The following is a 22,689-nucleotide window of genomic DNA, read 5'->3' as shown; positions in this document are numbered from 1 at the left end:
TCAGATTCCTCCCAGCCTTATTGTTGCATATCGTTTGATTTCCTCATCGGGCAGCGCAAAGGAAAACAGATTCCAAATTGGCAACTCACTGGAATCATACGCGATAGTGACAGTGAACTGATTGAGATTGCTCACATCGTCCGCGACGTCGATCGTCAGTTTTTTCTTGTCGATGAAGGCATAGCTCAGCGTGGACGACTGAATGAAAGTGTTGGCGAGGCTTTTCCTCTCGGTTTCCGACAGGCCGGCCACCGCTGTTCGTGCCGCATCGGCGGCAATCTGCTGGATTGCATAGCTGGCGCTCAGGTAGATACCGTAGCCGATCATGGTGAATATGGTCATGAAGAACAGCGGTGCTACTATCGCAAACTCCAGCGCAGCGGCACCTTCAACATTCTTGCGAATTCGTGTCATGAGAGACATAAAACACACCCCCAGGTTTCCGCCGGGTCGATATTTCGATCCTTTTACACCTATATCGTGTGCTTCATTTGTTAATTTTTCGATACGCCAATAAATTGTCTTTTATGTTTTGGCGTCTCTTTATTGTATTTCATGTATTTAGGGTTGTATCATTTTCGTCCGGCCGGTGCTTCAGCGCACATGTTCGCTCCGCAACGACACAGGGGAACAATCAAACCTGCGAACTGCCTGCGTCCCGGTACTGTGCAAGCTGTCCTTGCAGCCGGCCGACATCGGCGCGCAGTTCGGCGATTTCGCGCAACAGCACGTTATCGATCTTGTGGTGCAGTGAAATCAATTCCACTTCGGATTTGAGATTGACCTCATAATCCTTCGAGGCGTCGAAACGATCCTTCATTGCCTGCCTGTTCTGCGACATCATGATGATCGGCGCCTGCAAGGCCGCGATCATCGACAGCAGCAGATTGAGAAAGATGAAAGGGTAGGGATCGAACGCGTCCCGCGTCAGCAGGATCGTGTTGGCCGTCGCCCATATGGCAAGGAATATCAGGAAGGCAATGATGAAGCCCCAGGAGCCACCAACGCGGGCGATGCTGTCGGCCACACGGTCGCCGAAGCCCTGGTTTGCCACGAAGGCGGCATTGGTGTCCTGAGACAGGATCCTCCGTTCCTTGGCATGGCGCAGAACGTGGCGTTCTACCTCGCCGAGTTCGCTGCTTGGCTTGCCGAAAAGAAGGTGGGAGATTTCATCGAGATGCGGCATGGGACTGGCTCCGTTCAAAACGTCGCCTTGTTGTAGAGCATGCCTATGCTTTGCGGAAACGCCAACATCCGGCGTCCCGCTTCTTTACTGCGTCGCGCCGGCGAACAGATCCGCGTGGGACTGGAAGAACCGGTCCGTGCCGTAGCGCTGGCCGAACATCATGTCATGCTGCAGGAAGCGATAGTCGCGGATGAGCGAAGGGATCGTCTTCTGGCGTCCCCAGGCAGGCGTATCCTTGCCGGCGTTGTCGACGAGCATGTAGCGGTCGATGATGTGATACTTGTCGAAGATGTTGCCGAGGAACCCCGTGTAGTAGGGATGCTCGAAGCCGCCCTGCTTGAGGATCTGGTAGGACAGGAACGCCGGGCTGATCGTGCCGATATCCTTGACCGGACCGGTCTTGTTCGACCAGACGACCAGCGGCGTTTCGTGCTGGGCCTTCATCTGCTCGAGCGGTCCCTTGCGCGAGGCCGTGACGTCGTTCATGAAACCGGTACTCGGATAGACCGTATTGAGCGGCGGCAGGTGATCGCCGAACAAAACGATGATGGTCTCGCGGTCGCGCTCCTTGGCCCAGTCCATCAGCATCTTCAGGCTGTCGTCGGCCTCCTTGATGCCTTGCGCGTAGGTTTCAAGAACCTGCTTGTCGACAGCCGGGAGATTTCCTTCCACCTTGATGGTGTTCTTCGCATAGCGGTTTGCCTCATAGGGGCCGTGGCCCTGTAGCGTTACCGTGAAGAAGAAGAACGGGTCGCGCAGCTGCTCGGCCTCGCGGATGATCTCCTTGGTCAGCGATTCGTCCGAGGCGAAGATGCCGCGCTTCTGCATTACCGGCATGTTTTCTTCCGACTTGAACTGCTCGAAGCCGAAGGCCTTGTAGACGGCGCTGCGGTTCCAGAACCATTTCTGGAACGGATGCACGGCGCGCGCGACATAGCCTTCGCCACGGAAGAAGGTGGCAAGCGACGGGATCGGGTTGCGGATGTATTGCTGATAGGGAATGCTGCCATAGGGCAGGAAGGCATTCGAAAAGCCGGTCAGTGCTTCGAATTCCACGTTGGCGGTCATGCCGCCGAACTCCGGCGAGAACACGTTGCCGGACTGCATCTTGCGAATGGTCGGCATCGGATCGGGCGTGAGCTTGACGTTCGGCAGGCGCGTCGGATCCCAGAAGGACTCGCTCATCAGCACGATGACGTCCGGCTTGCCGCGATGCGTCGTTCCGGCCGGCACCGGCTTTGTCGGAATCTTGTTGATGGCATCGGACATGTAGCCGGCCGGCGCCGTGACGTTTGCCATCGGCAGATTGAGCGCAAATGCCATGGTGAAGCCGTTGTGACGGTAGTTTTCCGTCTGATCCCACATGATCGGGATGACCTGCAGGCGGTCGCGCACCCACGAGAAATTATTGTAGTCCATGAGGTGGTAGAAGGCGCCGAGCAGCGGCAGGGCGACGGCGAGCCGCGCCAGGCGCTGGCGCCGTGTCAGAACCGGAAAGCGGCGCCAGGCGAACCGGCCAAGCCACGCAAGCCCAGCAACGGCGGCAACCATGCCGACGGCGATGCCGACTGCCGTCCAGGGGCGGTCCCTGACCAGAACCGGCATCAGTTCCATGATCTGGCGCCCGAACAGGAAGTCCGTCGGATAGAGCGGGTCGGACAGGAAAATCTGCTTCTGGCGGCTGACGAGTGCCGGGACGAGTGCCAGCGGCGCGATCAGGATGACGCCGTAATTCTCGCGCGCGAAGGCGGCGTCAAGCGCCAGGAAGATCAGGAAGAACACGCCGGCCGTGGTCCAGGCCGGACGTGCCGGGTCGAGGAAGAACAATGCCGATTCCGTCACGGAATTGCGGGCGATCCATTCGACGAAAAAGATCAGCGTGATCGACAGAAGCAAGGATAGGGAGAGATGTCTTGCAACCGAAAGCGCCTTGGCATGGCGAGCGCCGAAACCGATTTGCGGACCATAGGCCTCGGAGGCGGTGGCAGCGAGCGCTGTCGATTCAAAACTGGCCAAGGCCGTCTCCAATTTTTACAAAACTGTCGTGTTAATGTCATACAGATGTCATCTTGAATGGAAGATGAATAATTCAAGCGGCGTTTTCCCGGCTTTTTTCGACGGCGCTTTCCGCGGCAAATGGGGGCCTCGACAGCTTTCGGGCGGCACGAAGGCGCTGCGATCATTTGCTGAAATGATTTTTTTCTGACTTGAGGGCAAGCACGGGGTATTTTGACGCGGAATGCGATAAACAGCTTTCCGGATGCGCAAGACATCCGCGATAGCAAGATCAAGCACAGGCCTGTTCATGACCGCGCAAAAGACCCTTTCCACGACGCTCCGTATCGCCGTTGCCCAGCTCAATCCGGCTGTTGGCGACATTGCCGGCAATCTCGCCAAGGCACGAGATGCCCGCGCCGACGCAGCACGCCACGGCGCCGATCTGCTTCTCCTGACGGAACTCTTCATCTCCGGCTATCCGCCGGAAGACCTGGTGGTGAAGCCGGCGTTTCTCAAGGCCTGCCGCAAGGCTATCGACGCGCTGGCAGAAGACACAGCCGATGGCGGGCCTGGCATCGTCATCGGCTTTCCCCGGCAGGACGAGACGGGACGCTACAACGCCGTCGCCGTCATCGATGGCGGGCAGGTCATCGCCGTGCGCGACAAGGTGGACCTGCCGAACTACGGCGAATTCGACGAGAAGCGGGTGTTCGACCAGGGATCGATGCCGGGGCCGGTCAACTTTCGCGGCGTGCGGCTCGGCATCCCGATCTGCGAGGATATCTGGGGAGACCTGGGTGTCTGCGAGACGCTGGCCGAAAGCGGCGCCGAGATCCTGCTGGTGCCGAACGGATCGCCCTATTACCGCGGCAAGATGGACATTCGCCATCAGGTCGCCATCAAGCAGGTGATCGAGACCGGTTTGCCGATGCTCTACGCCAACCAGCTTGGCGGTCAGGACGAACTGGTGTTCGATGGCGCCAGTTTTGCCGTGAATACGGACAAGCAGCTGGCTTTCCAGATGAGCCAGTTCGAAGAGGCCGTGTCGATCTCGGAATGGAAGAAGCTGGACAGCGGCTGGGTCTGCCAGCGCGGAATGATGTCGCGCCTGCCGGAAAATGAGGAGGCCGACTATCGTGCCTGCATGCTGGGGTTCCGCGATTACGTCAACAAGAACGGTTTCAAAAACGTCGTCCTTGGTCTCTCCGGCGGTATCGATTCGGCGATCTGCGCAGCCCTTGCCGTCGATGCACTGGGCGAGGAACGGGTGCGCACGGTGATGCTGCCCTATCGCTATACGTCGTCGGATTCGTTCAAGGACGCCGAGGACTGCGCCAAGGCGCTCGGCTGCCGCTATGACATCGTGCCGATCGAGGAGCCGGTGCAAGGCTTCCTGAACGCGCTCTCGGAGATGTTCGAGGGCACTGAACCGGGCATCACCGAGGAAAACCTGCAGAGCCGGACGCGCGGCACGATCCTGATGGCGCTGTCCAACAAGTTCGGCTCGATGGTGGTGACCACCGGCAACAAGTCGGAAATGTCGGTCGGCTATGCGACGCTCTACGGCGACATGAACGGCGGCTTCAATCCGATCAAGGACCTCTACAAGATGCAGGTCTACGGCCTGTCGCGCTGGCGCAATACGACGGTGCCGCCGGGCGCGCTCGGACCATCCGGCGAAGTCATCCCGAAGAACATCATCGACAAGGCGCCCTCGGCCGAGCTTCGCCCGAACCAGACCGACCAGGATTCGCTGCCGCCTTATCCGGTGCTCGACGATATCCTCGAATGCCTGGTCGAAAAGGAGATGGGCACCGAGGAGATCGTGGCACGCGGCCATGACGAGGCGACGGTGCACCGGATCGAACATCTGCTCTATATTGCCGAATACAAACGCCGCCAGTCGGCACCGGGGGTGAAGATCACCAAGAAGAATTTCGGCCGAGACCGCCGTTACCCGATCACCAACCGGTTCCGCGACCGGTAGGCTTGCGACCGGCAGGTTTGGGAATTGGAGAAGACGATATGCGCAGTTCGGTTGAGATCTACACCATTGCCAGCGGCAAGAGCCGCATCGTCTGGCAGACGGAGCAGCTGGTCGAGGCACCGAACTGGTCGCCGGACGGACAGTCGCTGGTCATCAACGGCGACGGGCTGCTCTACCGCTTGCCGCTTGCGGGCGGCGAGCCGGTGTTGATCGATACGGGCTTTGCGCGCACGTGCAACAACGACCACGGCATTTCGCCGGACGGCAAGACCATCGTCATCAGCGACAAGACGGAATTCGGCGCATCGACAATCTATACATTGCCGGCCGCCGGTGGCGTGCCGAAACAGGTGACGCAGAACCGGCCGTCCTACTGGCATGGCTGGTCGCCGGATGGAAAAACGCTTGCCTATTGCGGTATCCGCGATCAGGTCTTCGATATCTACACGATCCCTGTCGAAGGCGGCGACGAGACCCGACTGACATTCGGCGAGGGGCGGAATGACGGCCCGGACTACAGCCCGGATGGAGAATGGATCTATTTCAACTCCAGCCGCCCCGGCCGGATGCAGATCTGGCGTATCCGACCCGATGGCTCGGATGTCACACGCGTTACCGACAGCGAATACGGCGACTGGTTCCCGCATCCGTCGCCCGACGGCAAGCACCTGCTCGTCATCTCCTATGACGGCGACGTCTTCGATCACCCGCGCGATCTCGACGTCCGGCTGCGGCTGATGGATCCGGATGGCGGCAACGCCCGCACGCTGTTTGAACTGTTCGGCGGGCAGGGCACGATCAACGTTCCCAACTGGTCGCCCGACGGCAGGGAATTCGCCTTCGTGCGCTACGAGCCGACCGTTGGGAATTAACGGTTTTCCAACCAGCTTGTTTAAATGAAACTTCCGCTTTCCTTGCTAGGCTTCGTCCACATCAGCAAGCCGGAACTCCTCTATGAGGTTCGGCGAAAAGGACTGGCGAGGCAGGCATGGTGGCGAAGAGCAAGACGGGCAGTGCGGTGCTGGGCATTCATGCCGCCTGTACCCTCGTTGCCCTGATGATCGTCGCAAGCCTTGCCTTCGTGCTCGATCGTTCGGTGACCGAGGCCGATCGCTTCGGCCTGACCGCGGAGCGAAAGCTTGTCGAAAGCGAGATGCAGCACCAGGTCGATGCAGTCGTTCAGTATCAGGCCGAATTTTCCTACTGGGACAAGAGTTTCACGCAGCTTGAAAAGCGGACCTTCGCCGATGCGTTCGTCAAGGAAGCACTGACGGACTGGTTGTGGAAGGATTTCGGCTTTTCCTGGATGATCTTTGCCGATGCCTCCGATCGCACGCTGCTGGCTGTGATGAACGGCAGCAAGGTCGATCCCCAGGATGGCGCGCGTACCCTGAAATGGGCCGACGACCTCATCGAGAAGGCAAACGACCTCTATGAAGCGGCGCTGGTGGCCAAGGACGGCGGCTGGGCGCTGCAATCCGTCGAAACAGACAAGGATGCGTTGACGCCGCCGCTGCCGAATATCCATGCCGCGGATCTGCGGATGATCGACGGCAAGATGAGCATCGTCGTGGTTCAGGCTGTGGTCCCGAAGACGCTGGACATTCCGGCAAGCCGCCGCAAGCCGGTGTTCATGGTCACCGTGAAACCGTTTACCGACCGGATGATCCGCGACATGGAGGACAGGCTCGGTATTTTCAATCTCGCCTTCGCGCCGCTGCGCCAGGTGCCGGAAGGCTCCATTCACGTTGCGGTCAACAGCTGTTCCCAGCCCGCCTGCATGGTTGCAGCCTGGACGCCGCGTGCGCCCGGCAGTTTCGTGCGCTCCGAGACGCTACCAAGCGTCATCGTCATCGCCATGTCGGGCGCTTTGCTCATGGCCTTTATCGCTGCGCGGTTCGGTGCGGTGTTTTCGGCTCTCCAGACGAGCGAAGCGGAGAATCGGCACCTTGCCAAGCACGACCGGTTGACCGGGCTTTTGAACCGCAGCGGCTTCGATGAGGTTCTCGAAGCCTCGCTTGCCAAGGTCAGGGAGCGTCCTTTCTCGCTGCTCTGCATCGATCTCGACAAGTTCAAGGCGGTCAACGACACCTTTGGCCATCCGGCTGGAGACGCTGTCCTGAAGACGGTCGCATCCCGCTTTGCCGCCCGTGTTGCAGGCAATGGTGTCGTCGCCCGTCTTGGCGGCGACGAATTCACCATCATCCTCGATCATAGGGTTTCGAAGGATCAGGTGATGGCACTTGCCGCTGCGCTGATCGTCGAGGCGCAGGTGCCGGTGCCGTTCGAAGGGCAGTTGCTGCGTGTCGGCAGCAGCATCGGCATCGCCTTTGCTCCCGATCACGGCAGTATCGCCCGCGAAATCGTGCCTCTGGCCGACCAGGCGCTGTATCTGGCCAAGAACCGCGGCCGCAACCGCGTTCAGACGGCCGGCGATCTCGCCAGCGCCGAGCGTCCCCTGGAAGCCGGACACGCCGCCTGATTACCGCGTTGGCGGCGGAATGTTGTAGGGCGTGATGATCTCGACCGCCGACAGGCGCGCGACGCCCTGCGCAGCCAAAGCCCCCCGACGACCCATGATTGCCCGGAACGCGGTCCGCACGTCGGCTTTCAGATCGTGGTGCAGGATGAACTGGATCTGCCCCTTGCGCAGGAGTTCCAGGTTGCCCGCGTCGAGATCGTGAGCCACGAAAATGGAGCATGTCCTGCCTGCTGCGGCAAAAGCCGCAAGGACCGCCCGGTTGCCGCCGCCGATCGAATAGACGGCATTGATGCCCGTGTTGTTCGACAGCGCTTCGGCCGCAAGCGCCCCGGTCGCATCGTCGCGGCCAAGGCCTTCGCTGATCTCGACAATGCCGATCGACGGATAGCGGTCGCGCAAAGTGCGGCGAAAGCCGATTTCCCGTTCCTCCTCACCGCGGAACCGGCTGCTCGACAGGGTCGCGAGCACCGTCGCCGAATGGCCGGCAAAACGCTCGCCGATCAGGTAGGCAGCGGTTTCGCCGGCAGCCCTGTTGTCCGCGCCGGCATAGGCCGTGCGCGGTGCGTTCGGCAGGTCGGTGACCAGCGTCACGACGGGAATGCCGGACTGTTCGAGACGCGCGACGGCGGCGCTGATCTCGGGTACATCCGGCGCCTTCAGCACCACGCCATCGGTTCCGCGCAAACGAGCGCGGTCGAGAATCTGGACGATGTCCTGCGGGCGCATGGTTTCGGCGACATGAAACCGCGAGCGGAAGATCGTCGGCAGGAAGGTCGTGCTCTCGCTTTCGAAGGCATCGCGCACGGTGTCGGTGAAGCGGTCGGGCGCTTCCATAACGACGTCGATGCCGAATTTGCGGCCCTGGATCTCGACGCCCGCCTGCTGCTTTTCCAATTCCCGGATGGCGGCGCGCACGCGTAGTTCCGTCTGTTTGCGCACACCCGGCCGGTCGTTTAGCACGCGATCGACAGTGGCGACGCTGAGGCCGGCCTGAAAGGCGATGTCCTTGACCAGAAACTCGTGTGCCATCGCGGCTCCGTTCTGATGGTTTTTTGATGGGTTTCTGCTCTATATCAGCTTTTTCCGGCGCGTATAGTGCGGTCATCGAGGAACATCCGACGGGAGGAAATGGGATGAAAACCGACAATCTGCTGAAGCAACGCGCGGACCGGATCTGGCTGACGGAGGCTGCATGCGATCTGGAGGACTTTCGTGCCGAAGTGGAACGGACGACACAGCTCAGCGACTATCCGCATGCCGCAAGCGTCGAGAAGAACGTGCTGATCTACGATGGCGCCAGCGTGCTGAAGGCGGCTGCGACCAATGAAGGGCGCCGGGCGGTGCTTGCCGAAATCTGCGAGGCATTTTCAAACGGGCCGGGTGTGATCGTCCTCAAACGGGCCTTTGACGATACTGCCGTCATCGATGCGGCGAGCGGCATCTTCGACGAGATCATCAACGAGCAGCACCGGACCAATACCGGCGGCGGCGACCATTTTGCCAAGCCCGGCGCCAACGACCGCATCTGGAACTCGCTGGAAAAGCATTGTCTCAAGGATCCGGAAAATTTTGCCGCCTATTATGGCAACGCCCTGATCGCGCTGGTCAGCGAAGCCTGGCTCGGGCCGAGCTACCAGATGACGGCGCAGGTCAACCGGGTCAATCCGGGCGGCGCGGCGCAATCGGCGCATCGCGACTATCATCTCGGCTTCCAGACGTCTGCCGTGATCGAACAGTTTCCGGCGCATGTCCACCGGCTGTCGCCTGTGCTGACGTTGCAGGGGGCGGTGGCGCATTGCGATATGCCGCTGGAAAGCGGCCCGACGCTGTTTCTGCCCTATAGCCAGACCTACGTTCCCGGCTATCTGGCGCTGAAGCGCCAGGAATTCCGGGATTATTTCGACCGCAACCATGTGCAGCTGCCCCTGTCGAAGGGCGATCTGGTGTTCTTCAATCCGGCGCTCTTCCATGCCGCCGGCACCAATCGATCAGAAGGCATCAAGCGGGTCGCCAACCTGCTGCAGGTTTCATCCGCTTTCGGCCGGGCAATGGAGACGGTCAATCGCGAGCGGATGAGTGCCGTGCTCTATCCGGCGCTGAAGGTCATGCTTGCGGACGGACGCCTGTCGGAGGCGGAGGCCGCCTGCGCCATCGCATCCTGCGCGGAGGGCTATTCCTTCCCGACCAATCTCGACCGGGATCCGCCAGTGGGCGGCCTTGCGCCGAAGACGCAGGCGCAACTGATGCACGAGGCGCTTGCCGGCGGCTGGGAAGCGGCTGCGTTTACCGCAGCGCTTGCGGCACAATCGGAAAAGAAGCTCAGCTAAATCACACAGATCAAACATTTCAAACTTCCGTCCGGTTTCCGGGCGGAAGTTTTTCGCATCATGAATGATAAAACGGAGGAAACGGAATGAGCAACGAATATGGCCGGCTCGACGGCAAGATCGCGATCGTTACCGGCGGCACGCAAGGGCTGGGCGCGACGATCGCCGCGCTGTTTGCCGAGCGTGGTGCCGCCGGCATCGTGATCTGTGGGCGCAATGCCGTAAAGGGCGAGGCCAAGGCCGCCGAGATCGGCAGGGCGACCGGCACGAAGGTCGTCTATGTGCAGGCCGATCTCGGGGAGGTGGAGGACGCGCGCAAGGTGGTCGCCGCCTGCGACGCGGAATTCGGCCGTGTCGATGCATTGGTCAACGCGGCGGCGATCACTGATCGCGGCACTATTCTCGATACCAGCCCGGAACTGTTCGACCGCATGTTCGCCATCAACGTGCGCGCGCCGTTCTTCCTGATGCAGGAGACGATCAACGTGATGCGCCGGGAAAAGATCGAGGGAACCATCGTCAATATCGGCTCGATGTCGGCCAAGGCAGGCCAGCCGTTCATATCAGCCTATTGCGCCTCCAAGGGCGCGCTGGAAACGCTGACCAAGAACACGGCTTATGCGGTGCTGCGCAACCGCATCCGCGTCAACGGGTTGAACATCGGCTGGATGGCGTCGGAAGGCGAGGATCGCATCCAGCGCGAATTTCATGGGGCTGCCGGCAACTGGCTGGAAAAGGCGGCGGCAACCCAGCCCTTCGGCCGCCTGGTCGATCCGGCCGAGGTGGCGCGGGCCTGCGCCTATCTGTCGTCGGCGGAATCCGGCCTGATGACGGGCTCGGTGATCTGCTTCGACCAGTCGATCTGGGGCGCCTATGACGGTTCGCCGCATCCGGTCGCTGCCATGTGAGGAGAGTATGCGGGCCGCCTTGCATTCGGCGGCCCGCTATGACCATATCGGTCTCGTTCAGGTGCCCGCGAAAGCGGGAGAATCGGGAACCCGGTGAAAATCCGGGACGTGCCCAACGCTGTGACGGGGACGGTTTTGCATTGATGAATTTCTGAGTCTTCTCAGAATTCTGCCACTGGATCTTCAAGCGATCCGGGAAGGTTGCAGAGCCGGATGATCCGCAGTCAGAAGACCGGCCTGACGAGATAGACCAGCCCTGCGCGGACGGCAGGAGGTTTCGCATTGTTGGGGACCAAACGATGCAGGTTGAACCGCAAGACCGCCTTGTGAAGGCGGACGCATTTTCATTGGACGAGCGCGCCGCCGTCTATCGTGCAATCGAAACCCGCCGCGACGTGCGCGACCAGTTTCTGCCCCAGCCTCTGCCGGATGACGTAATCGCACGATTGCTTGCCGCCGCGCACAGCGCGCCATCTGTCGGTTTCATGCAGCCCTGGAACTTCATCGTCGTCAGGGACGAGGACAGGCGAGCGCGCGTCTTTCAGGCCTTCCAGAAGGCCAACGAAGAGGCGGCGCTGATGTTTGACGCCGTCGCGCAGGACAAATACCGGTCGCTGAAACTCGAAGGCATCCGCAAGGCACCCGTCAGCATCTGCGTCACCTGCGATCCGACGCGCGCCGGCAAGGTGGTTCTCGGCCGGACGCACAATCCGCGCATGGATGCTTTTTCGACGGTCTGTGCCGTGCAGAACCTGTGGCTTGCGGCACGCGCCGAAGGGGTGGGCGTCGGCTGGGTCAGCATTTTCCATGAGCGCGATGTCAAGGACGTACTCAATATTCCCGACCATATCGAGATCATCGCGTGGCTGTGCCTTGGCTATGTCGATACGCTCTATGCGGAGCCGGAACTGGCGGTCAAAGGCTGGCGCCAGCGTTTGCCGCTTGAGGACCTGGTCTTTTCGGATACCTGGGGCGTCAGGTCGGCCGAGTGATCAGTTCGTCTGTTGCGGCTGGTAACCGGGGCCGGCCGGATGTCTGAGGTCGATCGACGTTTCCTGCGAGGGCAGGAAGCTCGGGCCAACAACACGCACCTTGCTGTCCTGCGGATTGTACGGGCGATCCGCGATGGTGCTTTTCACCTCAGCGCTGTCGGTCTTCTTGCGTGCGCGAAAATCGACAATACCCTTGCCGTTGTCGGGCGTACTCTGGTTCGTCGCGGTGCGTCCGACGGGCGAGCAGCCGCATTGGCCGGGCTGGCTGAGATCGCGTGTCTTGTAGGCGAAAGCCGCCGGCAGTTCGGCATAGGGTTCGCCGGTCGAGGCGGAGACCATCTGGTCGGTCTCTTCGGTTGCCAGCGCATGGTAGTAGAGCGCCGTCTCCGTTCCCGGGCAGCGGCGCTGGCAGGTCTCGGCGTCGCGCTGGAAATCGGCGGGCGATGCATTCGACGAGATCGGGAAGAACGCGCCGTCACAGGTGCGCACGCAGAGCGTACGCAGGCTGCCTTGATATTCGTCACCCGGGACTGTGAAGTCGGTTACATCAGCGCTGCCGCGCAGGTCCGGATAGGCTTCGCCGATCGGCGGCAGGTCGCTCAGGATATTGCGGTGGGTTTCCGGCTCTTCGGCGGCGGCCCGGAGAATTTCGTCCTGTTCCTCGGCGCAGCGATTGACGTCGAGAGCGGCGAGGATGCGGCGCCGGCTTATGTCGCTGTCGGTGCCCGACACGAGATACTGGCGACGGGCCTTCAGCGTTTCGAGGTTCATTTCCATTTGCGAGATTTCAGCGCTCAGGCTCTGGCAGGCTTCTTCGTTCGGACCGCCGACAATGATCACGCTGCCGGAACTGCATCCCAGACGCCGCCGATCACTGCGCGCCTGGCGCAAATCCAGGTTCTGGCGCGAGATTGCCCCGGTGTAATCACGAAGATTGGCGTTGGAAGCGACAATCTTCGGCAGGCTGGCAAGACGCGCGTTCAGACGTTCGCACACCGCCGAGGCATCGGCCGTGGTCGTCATAACCAGAAGAAGCGGACCTATAAGCGCCGCGAAGGATACCGATCGGAAGATCACGTGTTTTACTCGCCTGAGCATACCGGCATCTCGCCGGGTGCGGTGGATCATCCTCCGCACTCTGACTTTGCGCCCATCATAGCGTCATTCGAAAGCGGTGCAACGCAGTCCATGCGCCAGCGTTAACGGGGCTTGGGAAAATTAAAACAGGCGAGGCGGGAGGGCCACAATCGGCAGCCCTCCCGAGCAGAACAACTCACGCCGCCCGGGCGGTCTCAAGCGACATCGGCTGCTCCAGAACCGATCCGCCGATCTCGGCGACAGCCTTCATCGTTTCCAGCAGACCGGTCGTGACTTCCCAGGCAACGGCGACGGCATAGACCGATCCGATCCGCTGCGGTTCACCGATCCGCTCGCCGGGGCAGCCCATCCGCCGGAACATCCGCTCCAGGAAGACGTCCGTGACGGTGACGATGTGACTGAGGCCGGACGACAGCCCGAGTTCTCCGACACCGCACATCAGCTCGGCGGCTGCAATCGTCACCTGATTGGAGCCGCGATCCTGCGAGATGGTGGGATCGATGCAGAATCGGCTGGATTCCCAGACGGAAGCGCTGCGGACCTGCGGGTTGTCGCCGAGCAGGATCGGAAACGTATCGTCGAGCATGTTCGGTCCGAGCGTCGGCAGCAACCGCAGAGAGCCGCGCAGGCGTCCGGTCTGGTCCGAATAGGAGAGCACGTAGAGGGGATTGGCGTCGTCGTAGTTGTCGATCTCCCAGTCATCGCGAACCGATACGTCCCACTTCAGCAGGTCATGAAAGACGCGCTTGCGCAGTCGGAACATTTCATCGAGGTCGCGGGGATGGTGTTTGCCGGTGTTGCTGTTGAAAATCCTGATCATTTTTTTGCTCCTGTGATCTCGAAAGCGAGGAGCAAATGCTGTCAGTGATCGAAGCCCGGCATAACTGTCGGTAGTGACAGGTTTCGAATGCACGCCGATATGCGAAGAAATCCAGCGCGTCCGGAAGGACGCGCTGGGCGGAGAGGCGGCTCGGTCGGATTGAAGATATTTTAGCCGAAGGTGCGGTGGGGGTCAGAAGGTCGGGATAAGATCGCGCCGGACGGCCTGGGCGACGGCCTGCGTGTTGGAGACGACATTCAGCTTGCGGCGGGCATTGGTCATGAAGAAACGGACGGTGCGCTCGGAAATGCCGAGGATTGTGCCGATTTCCCAGTAACTTTTGCCGGCGGCGGTCCAGCCGAGCACTTCTGTTTCACGATGGGTCAATGTCTTGGCGCCTTGCTCCGCAAGCTGCATCCGGTTGTCGTTTTCGAGAACGGAAGCATGGAAGAGATTGGCCAGCAGTTGAAAGTCGCGCAGATGGTTGCGCCGGTAGGCCGGCCATTCTTCAGCCGGTATATCGGCATGGATCGCCAAAAAGGCGAGGCGGCGTGTGGGGGTCGGAAGTGGCAACGTGATTCCATCGGTGCCAAGCCCCAATCGTGCGGCGGCGGAAAAGAGCGGTTCACTTTCGGGGTGAAGTTTGCGGGCGGTTGCCCAATCCACCGGCCTGATTCCACCCATGGTGAGCCGAAGGATCGGATCGATCCGCCGAAATCCTTCATCGAGATAGGTTCTGACCGCGCCGGCGCTGAAGGTATGGTGTAGCCGGTGAAACGCGAAGCCTTTCGCTAGAACATCGACATCGGCGTAAAGTAGATTTGCAATACTGAAAGTGCTGCGCATCAGGGCGAAAAACCGTTTTGCTTCAACGAGTTTCTCGTTTTCCATAATGTCCAGCAGGTCAAAGAATGCCCGTTGGTCAGTCATGTTGCAAATACCCTGTCATTTAAGGGAATTTACCATGATAATGGTTTTTTAAGTTTGTCTAGTGCAGTCTTTGGTTAACAGAAATTTTCTAAATTTTACAATTTATAATTGTATTTTCAGGCGAATTACATTTCGATCGAGCCGGCTCCTGACCGGCTCGATCGATGTTCGACTAGGCCGGGTAGGACGCTTCCACAACGGCAAGGGCTGCCATATTGACCACGCCGCGCGACGTAACGGATGGCGACAGGATATGCGCGGGCAGAGCCGTTCCCAGAAGGATCGGTCCGACATGCAGGCTGTCGGTCATCGTCTTGACCACGCCGAGCGTGATGTTGGCCGCGTCGAGATTGGGGAAGACGAGCAGGTTGGCTTCGCCGGCCAGCGTGCTGTCGGGCATGACGCGCTTGCGCAGGATTTCCGAGATGGCGGAATCCCCGTGCATTTCGCCGTCGGCTTCGAGATCCGGCGCCAGTTCGCGAACGATCTGCATCGCCTTGCGCATCTTGAAGGCGCTTTCGGAATCCCGCGAGCCGAAATTCGAATGCGACACGAGGGCTGCGCGTGGGGTGATGCCGAAACGGCGGATTTCCTGCGCCGCCATCACCGTTTTTTCGGCGATTTCTTCTGCCGTCGGATTGAAGGTAACGTAGGTGTCGGTGAGGAAGGTTGCCCCGCGCTGCGAGATCAACAGGCTGAGGCCGGAAAAATCGCGGACGCCCTCGCGCTTGCCGATGATCTGCGAAACGGCGCGCAGATGGGCGCTGTAGCGGCCTTCGACACCGCAGATCAGCGCATCGGCTTCGCCGCGCCGCAGCGCCAGTGCGCCAATGACGGTCTGGTTGGTTCTGACGATCGTGCGGGCTGCCTCCGGGATGACGCCGAGACGGCCGACCAGTGCGAAATACTCGTCGACGTAGTCGCGGAAGCGCGGATCGCCTTCCGGGTTGACCACTTCGAAATCGGTATCGGGGCGGATGCGCAGGCCGTAGCGCTTCAGCCGTGTCTCGATGATGTGGGGACGGCCGATGAGGATCGGTCGGGCCGTGCCGTCTTCGAGCAGCACCTGGGCTGCGCGCAGGACCCGCTCGTCTTCGCCTTCGGAGAAGATCACCCGGTTCTTCTGGGCATTCTTGGCGGCGGCGAAGATCGGCTTCATGATGAAGCCTGAGCGGAAGACGAAGCGGTTGAGCTGGTCGAGATAGGCGTCGAAATCGGTGATCGGCCGGTTGGCGACGCCGCTGTCGGCCGCAGCCTTGGCGACGGCTGGCGCGATGCGCAGGATCAGCCGCTGGTCGAACGGCGAGGGGATCAGGTAGTCAGGCCCGAATACCGGGGTCTCGCCGGAATAGGCGCGGGCGGCGACGTCGGACGGCTCCTCGCGGGCAAGGGCTGCGATGGCGCGCACGGCCGCCATCTTCATTTCCTCGTTGATCGTGCGGGCGCTGCAATCGAGCGCGCCGCGGAAGATATAGGGGAAACACAGGACGTTGTTGACCTGGTTTGGAAAATCCGACCGTCCGGTGCAGATCATCGCATCGGGCCGAGCGGCACGGGCGAGTTCCGGCATGATTTCAGGATTGGGGTTGGCGAGCGCCATGATCAGCGGTTTTTCCGCCATCTGGATCAAAAGCTCAGGCTTCAACACGCCGGCTGCCGAAAGGCCGAGGAAGACGTCGGCACCCGCAATGCTGTCGGCGAGAACACGGTTGGCGCTGTCCTGCGCGTAGATCGACTTCCACTCATCCATCAGGACCTCGCGGCCGATATAGACGAGGCCTTCGAGGTCGTGCACCCAGATGTTTTCGCGCCGGGCACCCAGCGTTACCAGAAGATTGAGGCAGGCGAGTGCCGCGGCCCCCGCGCCAGAGGTGACGATCTTTGCCTTGGCGATGTCCTTGCCGGCCAGTTCAAGTCCGTTGAGGATGGCGGCGGCGACGATGATCGCGGTTCCGTGCTGATCGTCGTGGAAAACCGGGATATCCATCTTCTCGCGCAGCCGTCGTTCCACTTCGAAACATTCCGGCGCCTTGATGTCTTCCAGGTTGATGCCGCCGAAGGTCGGCTCCAGCGCGGAAATGACATTGACCATCTGGTCGATTTCGGGCGCGTCGATCTCGATGTCGAAAACGTCGATGCCGGCGAATTTCTTGAAGAGGACGGCCTTGCCTTCCATGACCGGCTTGGAGGCGAGAGGGCCGATGTTGCCCAGCCCAAGCACGGCCGTGCCGTTCGACACGACCGCGACCAGATTGGCGCGCGCCGTATAGTCGGCGGCAGTCGACGGATCGTCGCGGATGGCCAGGCAGGGGGCTGCGACGCCCGGAGAATAGGCAAGCGCCAGGTCGCGCTGGTTGCCGAGTGGCTTGGTCGGTTGGATCTCGAGCTTGCCGGGGCGCGGATAACGGTGGAAGAACAGCGCCTGTTCATCGAGGTCGCCGCTTGCTGGAGCCGCTGGGGTCTTGGCCTTGTCGCCGGTGCTCATATTCGTGAATCCCTACCTTTTCGTCGCGGCTCTTTTTGCATGAAACGGACGCCCCGTACAGTTTCGAACCGACCGTTTATCCTCGGTTTTCCGGAACAGGTGCTTCACCCGGCAAATCACTGGGTCCACAGGCTGTCATTCTCCTGAAACAAGAGTCTGTTTTTGAAGGTTATTGAGAGAGGCCCGATAGACCGTTGCGAGGCAGCATGACCGAGAAAGAGCGCGTTGAAGACATCAGGCACTTCAGGACCCTGTTCATTTCCGATGTTCATCTGGGATCGAAGGCCGCCAAGACCGACTATCTCCTCGATTTCCTACGCGTCACCGAAGCCGAGACGATCATCCTGGTGGGGGATATCATCGATGGTTGGCGGTTGAAGCGCAGCTGGTACTGGCCGCAGTCCTGCAACGATGTCGTCCAGAAGCTTTTGCGGAAGGCCCGCAAGGGCAGCCGCATCATCTATATTCCCGGCAACCACGACGAATTCATGCGCGATTTCCCGGGCGTGCATTTTGGCGGCATCGAGGTTGCGCAGCGTCACATGCACGAGGGCGCGGATGGCCGGAAATACCTGGTTCTGCATGGGGACGAGTTCGATGTCGTCGTGCGCAATGCGCGGCTGCTCGCCTATCTCGGCGACTGGGCCTACGATATGGCGATCGTCATCAATATCGCGCTGGCGGCCATCCGCCGCCGCCTTGGAATGCCCTACTGGTCGTTTTCTGCCTGGGCGAAGCTGCAGGTCAAGCATGCAGTCAACTTCATCGGCGAATTCCAGCGCGTGGTTGCCGACGAGGCACGGCGGGAAAATGCCGACGGCGTGATTTGCGGTCATATCCATCATGCGGTGATGGAGGATATCGGCGGCATCCGCTACATCAATACCGGAGACTGGGTCGAAAGCTGCACCGCGATCGCCGAGCATCACGACGGCACGATGGAACTGATCACCTGGCGCCAGTTGAGCGGCGTTCCCGCCGTTCGCGAGGATACGACCGAGGTCGAGACGATGATGGCGCGGGCTCTTTCGCAACAGGCCGCATAAATTGCGCGCGCGAGGGCTGTAGGGAAATCTAGCTTCTAGCGCCGCTCCAAGCCGCTGTGATAAATCATGGGGATATAATCAGGTCCTCCCATGATTCCCTCGTCCCCGCCTCCCTTTGTTGAGGAAGCGCCGGCTTATTTCGTGCCGCGCATCGCCTTGCTCTTCTGCGCGCCTCTCGTCGTCAACGGGTTTGCCATGCCGTATTTTCCGGTCTGGCTGAGCACATTGTCGCTGAGCGATTTCGAGATCGGCATCATCCTCGCCGTGCCGATGTTCGTGCGCGTCATCACGGCGCCGCTGGTCGGTCTGCTGGCGGACAGGATCGGCGAGCGCGCCGAGGTCTTGATCTGGTCGGCGGTGCTTTCGCTGCTGACGGCGCTGGCGCTGTTCGTTTCCCACAGCTTCTGGTTCGTGCTGATTGTCTATGCGCTGCAGGGCGGGGTGTATTCACCCTATGTGCCGATCGTCGAGGCGATCGCGCTGACCGGCGTGCGGCGCTGGGGTTTCGACTATGCAATCATGCGCGTCTGGGGTTCCGTCGCTTTCATCGGCGCGACGATGCTCGGAGGCGTGATGATCGGCCTCTACGGAGGCTCGATGGTGCTGCCGGCCATGGCGGGCGGTTTCGTGCTTATGATCCTCCTGACCTTCATTGCGCCGCGCGTCGGCCGGCCGCGGCGTCCATCGACACTGACGACGCTGACCGGGCCGCCGCCGAAGGCGTTGCGGAAACTCGACCTGCAACTGCTTCTGATCGGCGTGACGCTGGTCAATGGCAGTCATGCGATGCTGTTTGCCTTTTCGGCCATCTATTGGCAGCACATCGGCTTTTCGGGGACGCAGATCGGGCTGCTGTGGAGTGCGGGCGTTGCTGCCGAGGTGGCGATGTTTTTCTGCGCCAGGATGATCATCCGCCGTTTCAGCCTGTGGACGATGATCTTTTCCGGCTGCGGCCTTGCCGTCGTGCGCTGGATCATCTTTCCAATGGATCTGGGCTTCTGGGGTTATTTTGCCCTGCAATGTTTCCACGCCTTCACCTATGCGATCATGCATACGGGCATGCAGAACATGCTTGTGCGGCGTGTACCGGAAGAGCAGGAGTCCTCGGCGCAGGGGTTGTATTTTTTCTATACGGGCGTGTTCTCGGCGATCTTCACGTTCACATCCGGCTATTTCTACACGTCGTTCGGCGTTCACGGCTTCTATTCGATGTCGGTTGTCGCCTTCATCGGTTGCTGTTCAGTCTTTGCGGCATGGTGTCTTCAGCCCCAGAGGGCGGGCAGAGGCGGGAAGACCAGCGACGCCTCGTAGCGCAGGCCGGGTTCGCGGTCGCGGGCAAGCAGCAGCGGTCCGTCGAGATCGACGAACTCCGCTCCTTGCGCCAGCAGCACCGCCGGCGCCATGCCGAGCGAGGTGCCGACCATGCAGCCGACCATGATCTTCAGGTTCAGCGCCCTTGCAGCGTCGCGCATGCGCAGCGCTTCTGTCAGGCCGCCGGTCTTGTCGAGCTTGATGTTGACGGCGTCGTAGAGCCCGGCGAGCTTCGGCAGGTCTTCGGTCTTGTGCACGCTTTCGTCGGCGCAGACCGGAACGGGACGGTGAATGGACGCGAGCAAGCTGTCTTTGTCTGCGGGCAGGGGTTGTTCGATGAGCGAAACGCCTGATTCGGCGCAGACGGCGAAGTGGTAGGCCAGATTGGCATCCGTCCAGCCTTCATTGGCATCGAGGATGATGGCGCTGTCTGGCGCTGCGGCACGGACGGCGCGAATGCGCGAGGCATCGTCGGCCGTTCCGACCTTCACCTTGAGAAGCGCGCGATGGGCATATTGCTCGGCTTGCACCGCCATCGTCTCCGGTTCCCCAAGGGAAATCGTGTAGGCGGTCGTCAGTGGGGCGGGCTCGGCAAGGTTCGCAAGGGCGAAGGCGCGCTGGCCTGCCAATTTCGCTTCAAGGTCCCAGAGCGCGCAATCGACGGCGTTGCGTGCGGCACCCGCCTTCATCGTTTGCCGCAATTCTTCCCGGTCAAGTCCGGCCTCGATCCGCGGTCGTATCGCCTCGATCTCGGCAAGCACGCTATCGATGGTTTCGCCGTAGCGCGCATAGGGCACGCACTCACCGCTGCCGGAGAAGCCAGCGTGTGAAATACGGCAGGTGACCACGGAGGCCGTCGTCTTGCTGCCGCGCGAAATCGTGAAGCTGCCGGCGATCGGGAAATGTTCAACGGCGGTTTTCATGAGACGGGTCATGGGCTTCTCCTGTGGCATCCATATCGCAGCGGCCGACCGTTTGGCACGGAAACGTTTCAATCGGTGACAGATGGGATTCGAGCGGCTATGAGTCGCTGACGTTTTATCAAATGCAGCCATCTCCGGAAGACCCAACAGACGTGACGCGTTCCCAAGTGAAAACCGACACCGACGTGCAGCTCGACGAAGCTGGCAAGGATGGCATCCGGATCTACCGCTTCAGCGGCGATTGGCGGTGCGTATCCATCCACACAGCCATGCCCCGGCTGGACGAGCTTGCGTCCGAGGGCGGGGAGGCCGGCGAAGTCGATCTGAGCGCAATCACGGCCATGGATACGGCGGGCGCCTGGGTCATCCGCCGTTTCATGAACAGAATTGGCGACGTCAAGCTGACCAGCGACAAACCGCGCTACGTCGAGCTTCTGGGTGCTCTTCCCGAGGAATTGCCGGAGCCAACCGCCGACAAGAAGAAATTCCGCTCTCGTTTCGTGCGTTTCTTTACCCCGATCGGCGCGGCGGTGATGTCCGCCTGGGAAGACACCATCGCCGCGATGTTCATTCTCGGCTCTGCGGTTCGCGGCGCGCAGCTGAAACTCGGGCGCCATAGCGGCCTGTCGCCAGCCGCCATCGTCAACCAGATCGACCGCATGGGCGTCCAGGCCGTGCCGATCATCACGCTTATGTCTTTCCTCATCGGTGCGATCATTGCCCAGCAGGGCGCCTTCCAGTTGCGCTATTTCGGCGCCGAGCTCTTCGTCGTCGATCTGGTCGGCATTCTGCAGCTGCGCGAGATCGGCGTCCTGTTGACGGCCATCATGATCGCCGGCCGTTCGGGCAGCGCGATTACGGCCGAAATCGGCTCGATGAAGATGCGCGAGGAAATCGATGCGCTGAAGGTCATGGGCCTCAGCCCGATCGGCATCCTGGTGTTTCCAAGGCTCGTAGCGCTGACCGTGGCGCTGCCGCTGCTGACGATCATCGCCAATTTCTCGGCCTTGACCGGCGCGGCCGTGGTGACCTGGAGCTATTCCGGCATTACCTTCGCCACCTTCCTGGCGCGTCTGCAGGAGGCGGTCGATTTCTCCTCGGTGCTGGCCGGCATGATCAAGGCGCCGTTCATGGCGCTGATCATCGGTGTTGTCGCCGCGGTCGAGGGCCTCAAGGTCGGCGGCAGCGCCGAATCACTTGGCAAGCATGTGACACAGTCGGTGGTGACGTCGATCTTCGTGGTTATTCTCGTCGACGGCCTGTTTGCGATCTTCTATGCGTCGATCGATTTCTGATGGAAGAGGTTTTGCCGGTGGAGCCAAGAGACGATGCGACGGCAAGCGAGGAAAGCGAGCGCGGCGAAAACGGCGCTGAGATCGTTCTGTCGGTGCAGGACCTGACGGTCGGTTTCGGTTCCAATATTGTGCTCGACAAGCTCAACCTCGATATCTATCGCGGCGAGATCCTCGGTTTCGTTGGCGCGTCGGGTACCGGAAAGTCGGTGCTGATGCGCACGGTGCTGCGCCTTTTGCCGCGGCGGTCCGGTTCGATCAAGATTCTCGGCGTCGAATATGATGCGGTCAGCGAAGAAGAGCGCATGGCGCTCGACATGCGCCTTGGCGTGCTGTTCCAGCACGGTGCGCTGTTTTCCGCGCTGACGGTGAAGGAAAACATCCAGGTGCCGATGCGGGAATATCTCAATCTGCCGCAGGATCTGATGGACGAGCTTGCGCGGCTGAAGATCGACATGGTGGGGCTGGCGCCGGAAGCGGCCGACAAGTTCCCGTCCGAACTGTCCGGCGGCATGATCAAGCGCGCCGCCCTGGCGCGCGCTCTGGCGCTCGATCCGGACCTCGTTTTCCTCGATGAACCCACCTCCGGGCTCGATCCGATCGGTGCCGCGGAGTTCGACAACCTGATCGCCAAATTGCGCGACACCCTGGGTTTGACCGTGTATATGGTGACTCACGACCTCGATAGCCTGTTTTCGGTCTGCGACCGGATCGCGGTACTCGGGCAGAAGCGGGTTCTCGTCGAAGGGACGATCGAGGATATGCTGGCCTGCGACGACGAATGGGTGACGTCCTATTTCCAGGGCAAGCGTGCGCGCTCGATTGTCCGCGACGACGACAAGAAGGCTTCCTGACGGTGCTGCACGATTGAGGCGCCGCACGATTGATTTGATTGAAGCAAGGA

The 22,689-nt window shown here is 60.9% G+C and carries 19 protein-coding genes and 1 riboswitch; of the genes, 10 read left to right on the top strand and 9 right to left on the bottom strand.

Going from position 1 to position 22,689, the window contains the following annotated elements:
• From J2Z75_RS02750 to J2Z75_RS02740, 3 genes are all read right to left on the bottom strand, one after another.
• A complete protein-coding gene (locus J2Z75_RS02750; RefSeq protein WP_209847396.1) occupies window positions 1-423 on the bottom strand; it encodes a TadE/TadG family type IV pilus assembly protein in 423 nt (140 codons plus the stop codon).
• A gap of 211 nt (window positions 424-634) precedes the next feature.
• Complete coding sequence (locus tag J2Z75_RS02745; protein ID WP_209847393.1) at window positions 635-1,186, bottom strand: DUF1003 domain-containing protein; 552 nt, start codon at window positions 1,184-1,186, stop codon at window positions 635-637.
• Window positions 1,187-1,270: 84 nt separating this feature from the next.
• Complete coding sequence (locus tag J2Z75_RS02740) at window positions 1,271-3,202, bottom strand: LTA synthase family protein (protein ID WP_209847390.1); 1,932 nt, start codon at window positions 3,200-3,202, stop codon at window positions 1,271-1,273.
• 289 nt (window positions 3,203-3,491) lie between these two features.
• Between J2Z75_RS02740 and J2Z75_RS02735 the strand changes: the two genes are divergently transcribed.
• From J2Z75_RS02735 to J2Z75_RS02725, 3 genes are all read left to right on the top strand, one after another.
• A complete protein-coding gene (locus tag J2Z75_RS02735) occupies window positions 3,492-5,171 on the top strand; it encodes an NAD+ synthase (RefSeq protein WP_209847387.1) in 1,680 nt (559 codons plus the stop codon).
• A 38-nt stretch (window positions 5,172-5,209) separates the two neighbouring features.
• Window positions 5,210-6,043 (top strand): TolB family protein, encoded by an 834-nt coding sequence (locus J2Z75_RS02730; RefSeq protein WP_209847384.1) that lies wholly within the window; start codon window positions 5,210-5,212, stop codon window positions 6,041-6,043.
• A gap of 116 nt (window positions 6,044-6,159) precedes the next feature.
• A complete protein-coding gene (locus J2Z75_RS02725; protein WP_209847381.1) occupies window positions 6,160-7,653 on the top strand; it encodes a sensor domain-containing diguanylate cyclase in 1,494 nt (497 codons plus the stop codon).
• Here J2Z75_RS02725 and J2Z75_RS02720 read toward each other — a convergent pair whose 3' ends face one another.
• Window positions 7,654-8,682 (bottom strand): LacI family DNA-binding transcriptional regulator, encoded by a 1,029-nt coding sequence (locus tag J2Z75_RS02720; RefSeq protein ID WP_209847372.1) that lies wholly within the window; start codon window positions 8,680-8,682, stop codon window positions 7,654-7,656. It abuts the gene before it with no gap.
• A gap of 104 nt (window positions 8,683-8,786) precedes the next feature.
• Between J2Z75_RS02720 and J2Z75_RS02715 the strand changes: the two genes are divergently transcribed.
• The 3 genes from J2Z75_RS02715 to bluB all read left to right on the top strand — a co-directional run bounded on the left by J2Z75_RS02715 (window position 8,787) and on the right by bluB (window position 11,880).
• A complete protein-coding gene (locus tag J2Z75_RS02715) occupies window positions 8,787-9,980 on the top strand; it encodes a phytanoyl-CoA dioxygenase family protein (RefSeq protein WP_209847369.1) in 1,194 nt (397 codons plus the stop codon).
• Between the two features lie 86 nt (window positions 9,981-10,066).
• A complete protein-coding gene (locus tag J2Z75_RS02710; protein ID WP_209847367.1) occupies window positions 10,067-10,888 on the top strand; it encodes an SDR family oxidoreductase in 822 nt (273 codons plus the stop codon).
• A gap of 41 nt (window positions 10,889-10,929) precedes the next feature.
• Window positions 10,930-11,143, top strand: a riboswitch (cobalamin riboswitch).
• Window positions 11,144-11,187: 44 nt separating this feature from the next.
• Window positions 11,188-11,880 carry a 5,6-dimethylbenzimidazole synthase gene (bluB, locus tag J2Z75_RS02705; protein WP_209847364.1) on the top strand — a complete coding sequence of 231 codons (693 nt, stop codon included), beginning with the start codon at window positions 11,188-11,190 and terminating at the stop codon, window positions 11,878-11,880.
• Here the strand turns inward: bluB and J2Z75_RS02700 are convergent, their stop codons facing one another.
• The 4 genes from J2Z75_RS02700 to J2Z75_RS02685 all read right to left on the bottom strand — a co-directional run bounded on the left by J2Z75_RS02700 (window position 11,881) and on the right by J2Z75_RS02685 (window position 17,213).
• Complete coding sequence (locus J2Z75_RS02700; RefSeq protein WP_209848730.1) at window positions 11,881-12,978, bottom strand: DUF2865 domain-containing protein; 1,098 nt, start codon at window positions 12,976-12,978, stop codon at window positions 11,881-11,883.
• Window positions 12,979-13,153: 175 nt separating this feature from the next.
• A complete protein-coding gene (locus J2Z75_RS02695; RefSeq protein ID WP_209847361.1) occupies window positions 13,154-13,798 on the bottom strand; it encodes an acyl-homoserine-lactone synthase in 645 nt (214 codons plus the stop codon).
• A gap of 192 nt (window positions 13,799-13,990) precedes the next feature.
• Window positions 13,991-14,728: an autoinducer binding domain-containing protein gene (locus J2Z75_RS02690; protein WP_209847358.1), complete on the bottom strand. Its 738-nt coding sequence runs from the start codon at window positions 14,726-14,728 to the stop codon at window positions 13,991-13,993.
• Window positions 14,729-14,900: 172 nt separating this feature from the next.
• The gene (locus J2Z75_RS02685) at window positions 14,901-17,213 is read right to left on the bottom strand and encodes an NADP-dependent malic enzyme (protein ID WP_209847355.1); all 2,313 of its coding nucleotides are present in this window, start codon (window positions 17,211-17,213) and stop codon (window positions 14,901-14,903) included.
• 206 nt (window positions 17,214-17,419) lie between these two features.
• On the opposite strand from J2Z75_RS02685, the gene J2Z75_RS02680 reads away from it, so the two are divergent.
• Both J2Z75_RS02680 and J2Z75_RS02675 read left to right on the top strand, forming a co-directional pair.
• Window positions 17,420-18,259 carry a UDP-2,3-diacylglucosamine diphosphatase gene (locus J2Z75_RS02680; RefSeq protein ID WP_209847352.1) on the top strand — a complete coding sequence of 280 codons (840 nt, stop codon included), beginning with the start codon at window positions 17,420-17,422 and terminating at the stop codon, window positions 18,257-18,259.
• A 90-nt stretch (window positions 18,260-18,349) separates the two neighbouring features.
• Window positions 18,350-19,570, top strand: a complete 1,221-nt coding sequence (locus J2Z75_RS02675) for an MFS transporter (RefSeq protein ID WP_209847349.1) — start codon at window positions 18,350-18,352, stop codon at window positions 19,568-19,570.
• Here the strand turns inward: J2Z75_RS02675 and dgcA are convergent.
• Window positions 19,522-20,505, bottom strand: a complete 984-nt coding sequence (gene dgcA / locus J2Z75_RS02670; protein WP_209847346.1) for an N-acetyl-D-Glu racemase DgcA — start codon at window positions 20,503-20,505, stop codon at window positions 19,522-19,524. The genes J2Z75_RS02675 and dgcA overlap by 49 nt on opposite strands.
• A gap of 140 nt (window positions 20,506-20,645) precedes the next feature.
• Between dgcA and J2Z75_RS02665 the strand changes: the two genes are divergently transcribed.
• Both J2Z75_RS02665 and J2Z75_RS02660 read left to right on the top strand, forming a co-directional pair.
• Window positions 20,646-21,788: an ABC transporter permease gene (locus J2Z75_RS02665; RefSeq protein ID WP_209847343.1), complete on the top strand. Its 1,143-nt coding sequence runs from the start codon at window positions 20,646-20,648 to the stop codon at window positions 21,786-21,788.
• Window positions 21,788-22,639, top strand: coding sequence for an ABC transporter ATP-binding protein (locus J2Z75_RS02660; protein WP_234937096.1), 852 nt, complete (start codon window positions 21,788-21,790; stop codon window positions 22,637-22,639). Before J2Z75_RS02665 ends, J2Z75_RS02660 begins: the two co-directional genes overlap by 1 nt.
• The last annotated feature ends 50 nt before the right edge of the window (window positions 22,640-22,689 follow it).

This window comes from Rhizobium herbae (assembly GCF_017873135.1).
Taxonomy (GTDB): domain Bacteria; phylum Pseudomonadota; class Alphaproteobacteria; order Rhizobiales; family Rhizobiaceae; genus Pararhizobium; species Pararhizobium herbae.
This window is presented reverse-complemented; position numbering and strand designations above follow the sequence as displayed.

Excerpts from the sequence above, each read along its gene's own strand:
- J2Z75_RS02680 (WP_209847352.1), top strand. The coding sequence starts at position 17,420 with ATGACCGAGAAAGAGCGCGTTGAAGACATCAGGCACTTCAGGACCCTG.
- J2Z75_RS02695 (WP_209847361.1), bottom strand. The coding sequence starts at position 13,798 with ATGATCAGGATTTTCAACAGCAACACCGGCAAACACCATCCCCGCGAC.
- dgcA (WP_209847346.1), bottom strand. The coding sequence starts at position 20,505 with ATGACCCGTCTCATGAAAACCGCCGTTGAACATTTCCCGATCGCCGGC.
- J2Z75_RS02720 (WP_209847372.1), bottom strand. The coding sequence starts at position 8,682 with ATGGCACACGAGTTTCTGGTCAAGGACATCGCCTTTCAGGCCGGCCTC.
- J2Z75_RS02750 (WP_209847396.1), bottom strand. The coding sequence starts at position 423 with ATGTCTCTCATGACACGAATTCGCAAGAATGTTGAAGGTGCCGCTGCG.
- J2Z75_RS02685 (WP_209847355.1), bottom strand. The coding sequence starts at position 17,213 with ATGAGCACCGGCGACAAGGCCAAGACCCCAGCGGCTCCAGCAAGCGGC.
- J2Z75_RS02690 (WP_209847358.1), bottom strand. The coding sequence starts at position 14,728 with ATGACTGACCAACGGGCATTCTTTGACCTGCTGGACATTATGGAAAAC.
- J2Z75_RS02675 (WP_209847349.1), top strand. The coding sequence starts at position 18,350 with ATGATTCCCTCGTCCCCGCCTCCCTTTGTTGAGGAAGCGCCGGCTTAT.
- J2Z75_RS02735 (WP_209847387.1), top strand. The coding sequence starts at position 3,492 with ATGACCGCGCAAAAGACCCTTTCCACGACGCTCCGTATCGCCGTTGCC.
- J2Z75_RS02725 (WP_209847381.1), top strand. The coding sequence starts at position 6,160 with ATGGTGGCGAAGAGCAAGACGGGCAGTGCGGTGCTGGGCATTCATGCC.
- J2Z75_RS02700 (WP_209848730.1), bottom strand. The coding sequence starts at position 12,978 with ATGCTCAGGCGAGTAAAACACGTGATCTTCCGATCGGTATCCTTCGCG.
- J2Z75_RS02660 (WP_234937096.1), top strand. The coding sequence starts at position 21,788 with ATGGAAGAGGTTTTGCCGGTGGAGCCAAGAGACGATGCGACGGCAAGC.
- J2Z75_RS02715 (WP_209847369.1), top strand. The coding sequence starts at position 8,787 with ATGAAAACCGACAATCTGCTGAAGCAACGCGCGGACCGGATCTGGCTG.
- J2Z75_RS02745 (WP_209847393.1), bottom strand. The coding sequence starts at position 1,186 with ATGCCGCATCTCGATGAAATCTCCCACCTTCTTTTCGGCAAGCCAAGC.
- bluB (WP_209847364.1), top strand. The coding sequence starts at position 11,188 with ATGCAGGTTGAACCGCAAGACCGCCTTGTGAAGGCGGACGCATTTTCA.
- J2Z75_RS02710 (WP_209847367.1), top strand. The coding sequence starts at position 10,067 with ATGAGCAACGAATATGGCCGGCTCGACGGCAAGATCGCGATCGTTACC.
- J2Z75_RS02730 (WP_209847384.1), top strand. The coding sequence starts at position 5,210 with ATGCGCAGTTCGGTTGAGATCTACACCATTGCCAGCGGCAAGAGCCGC.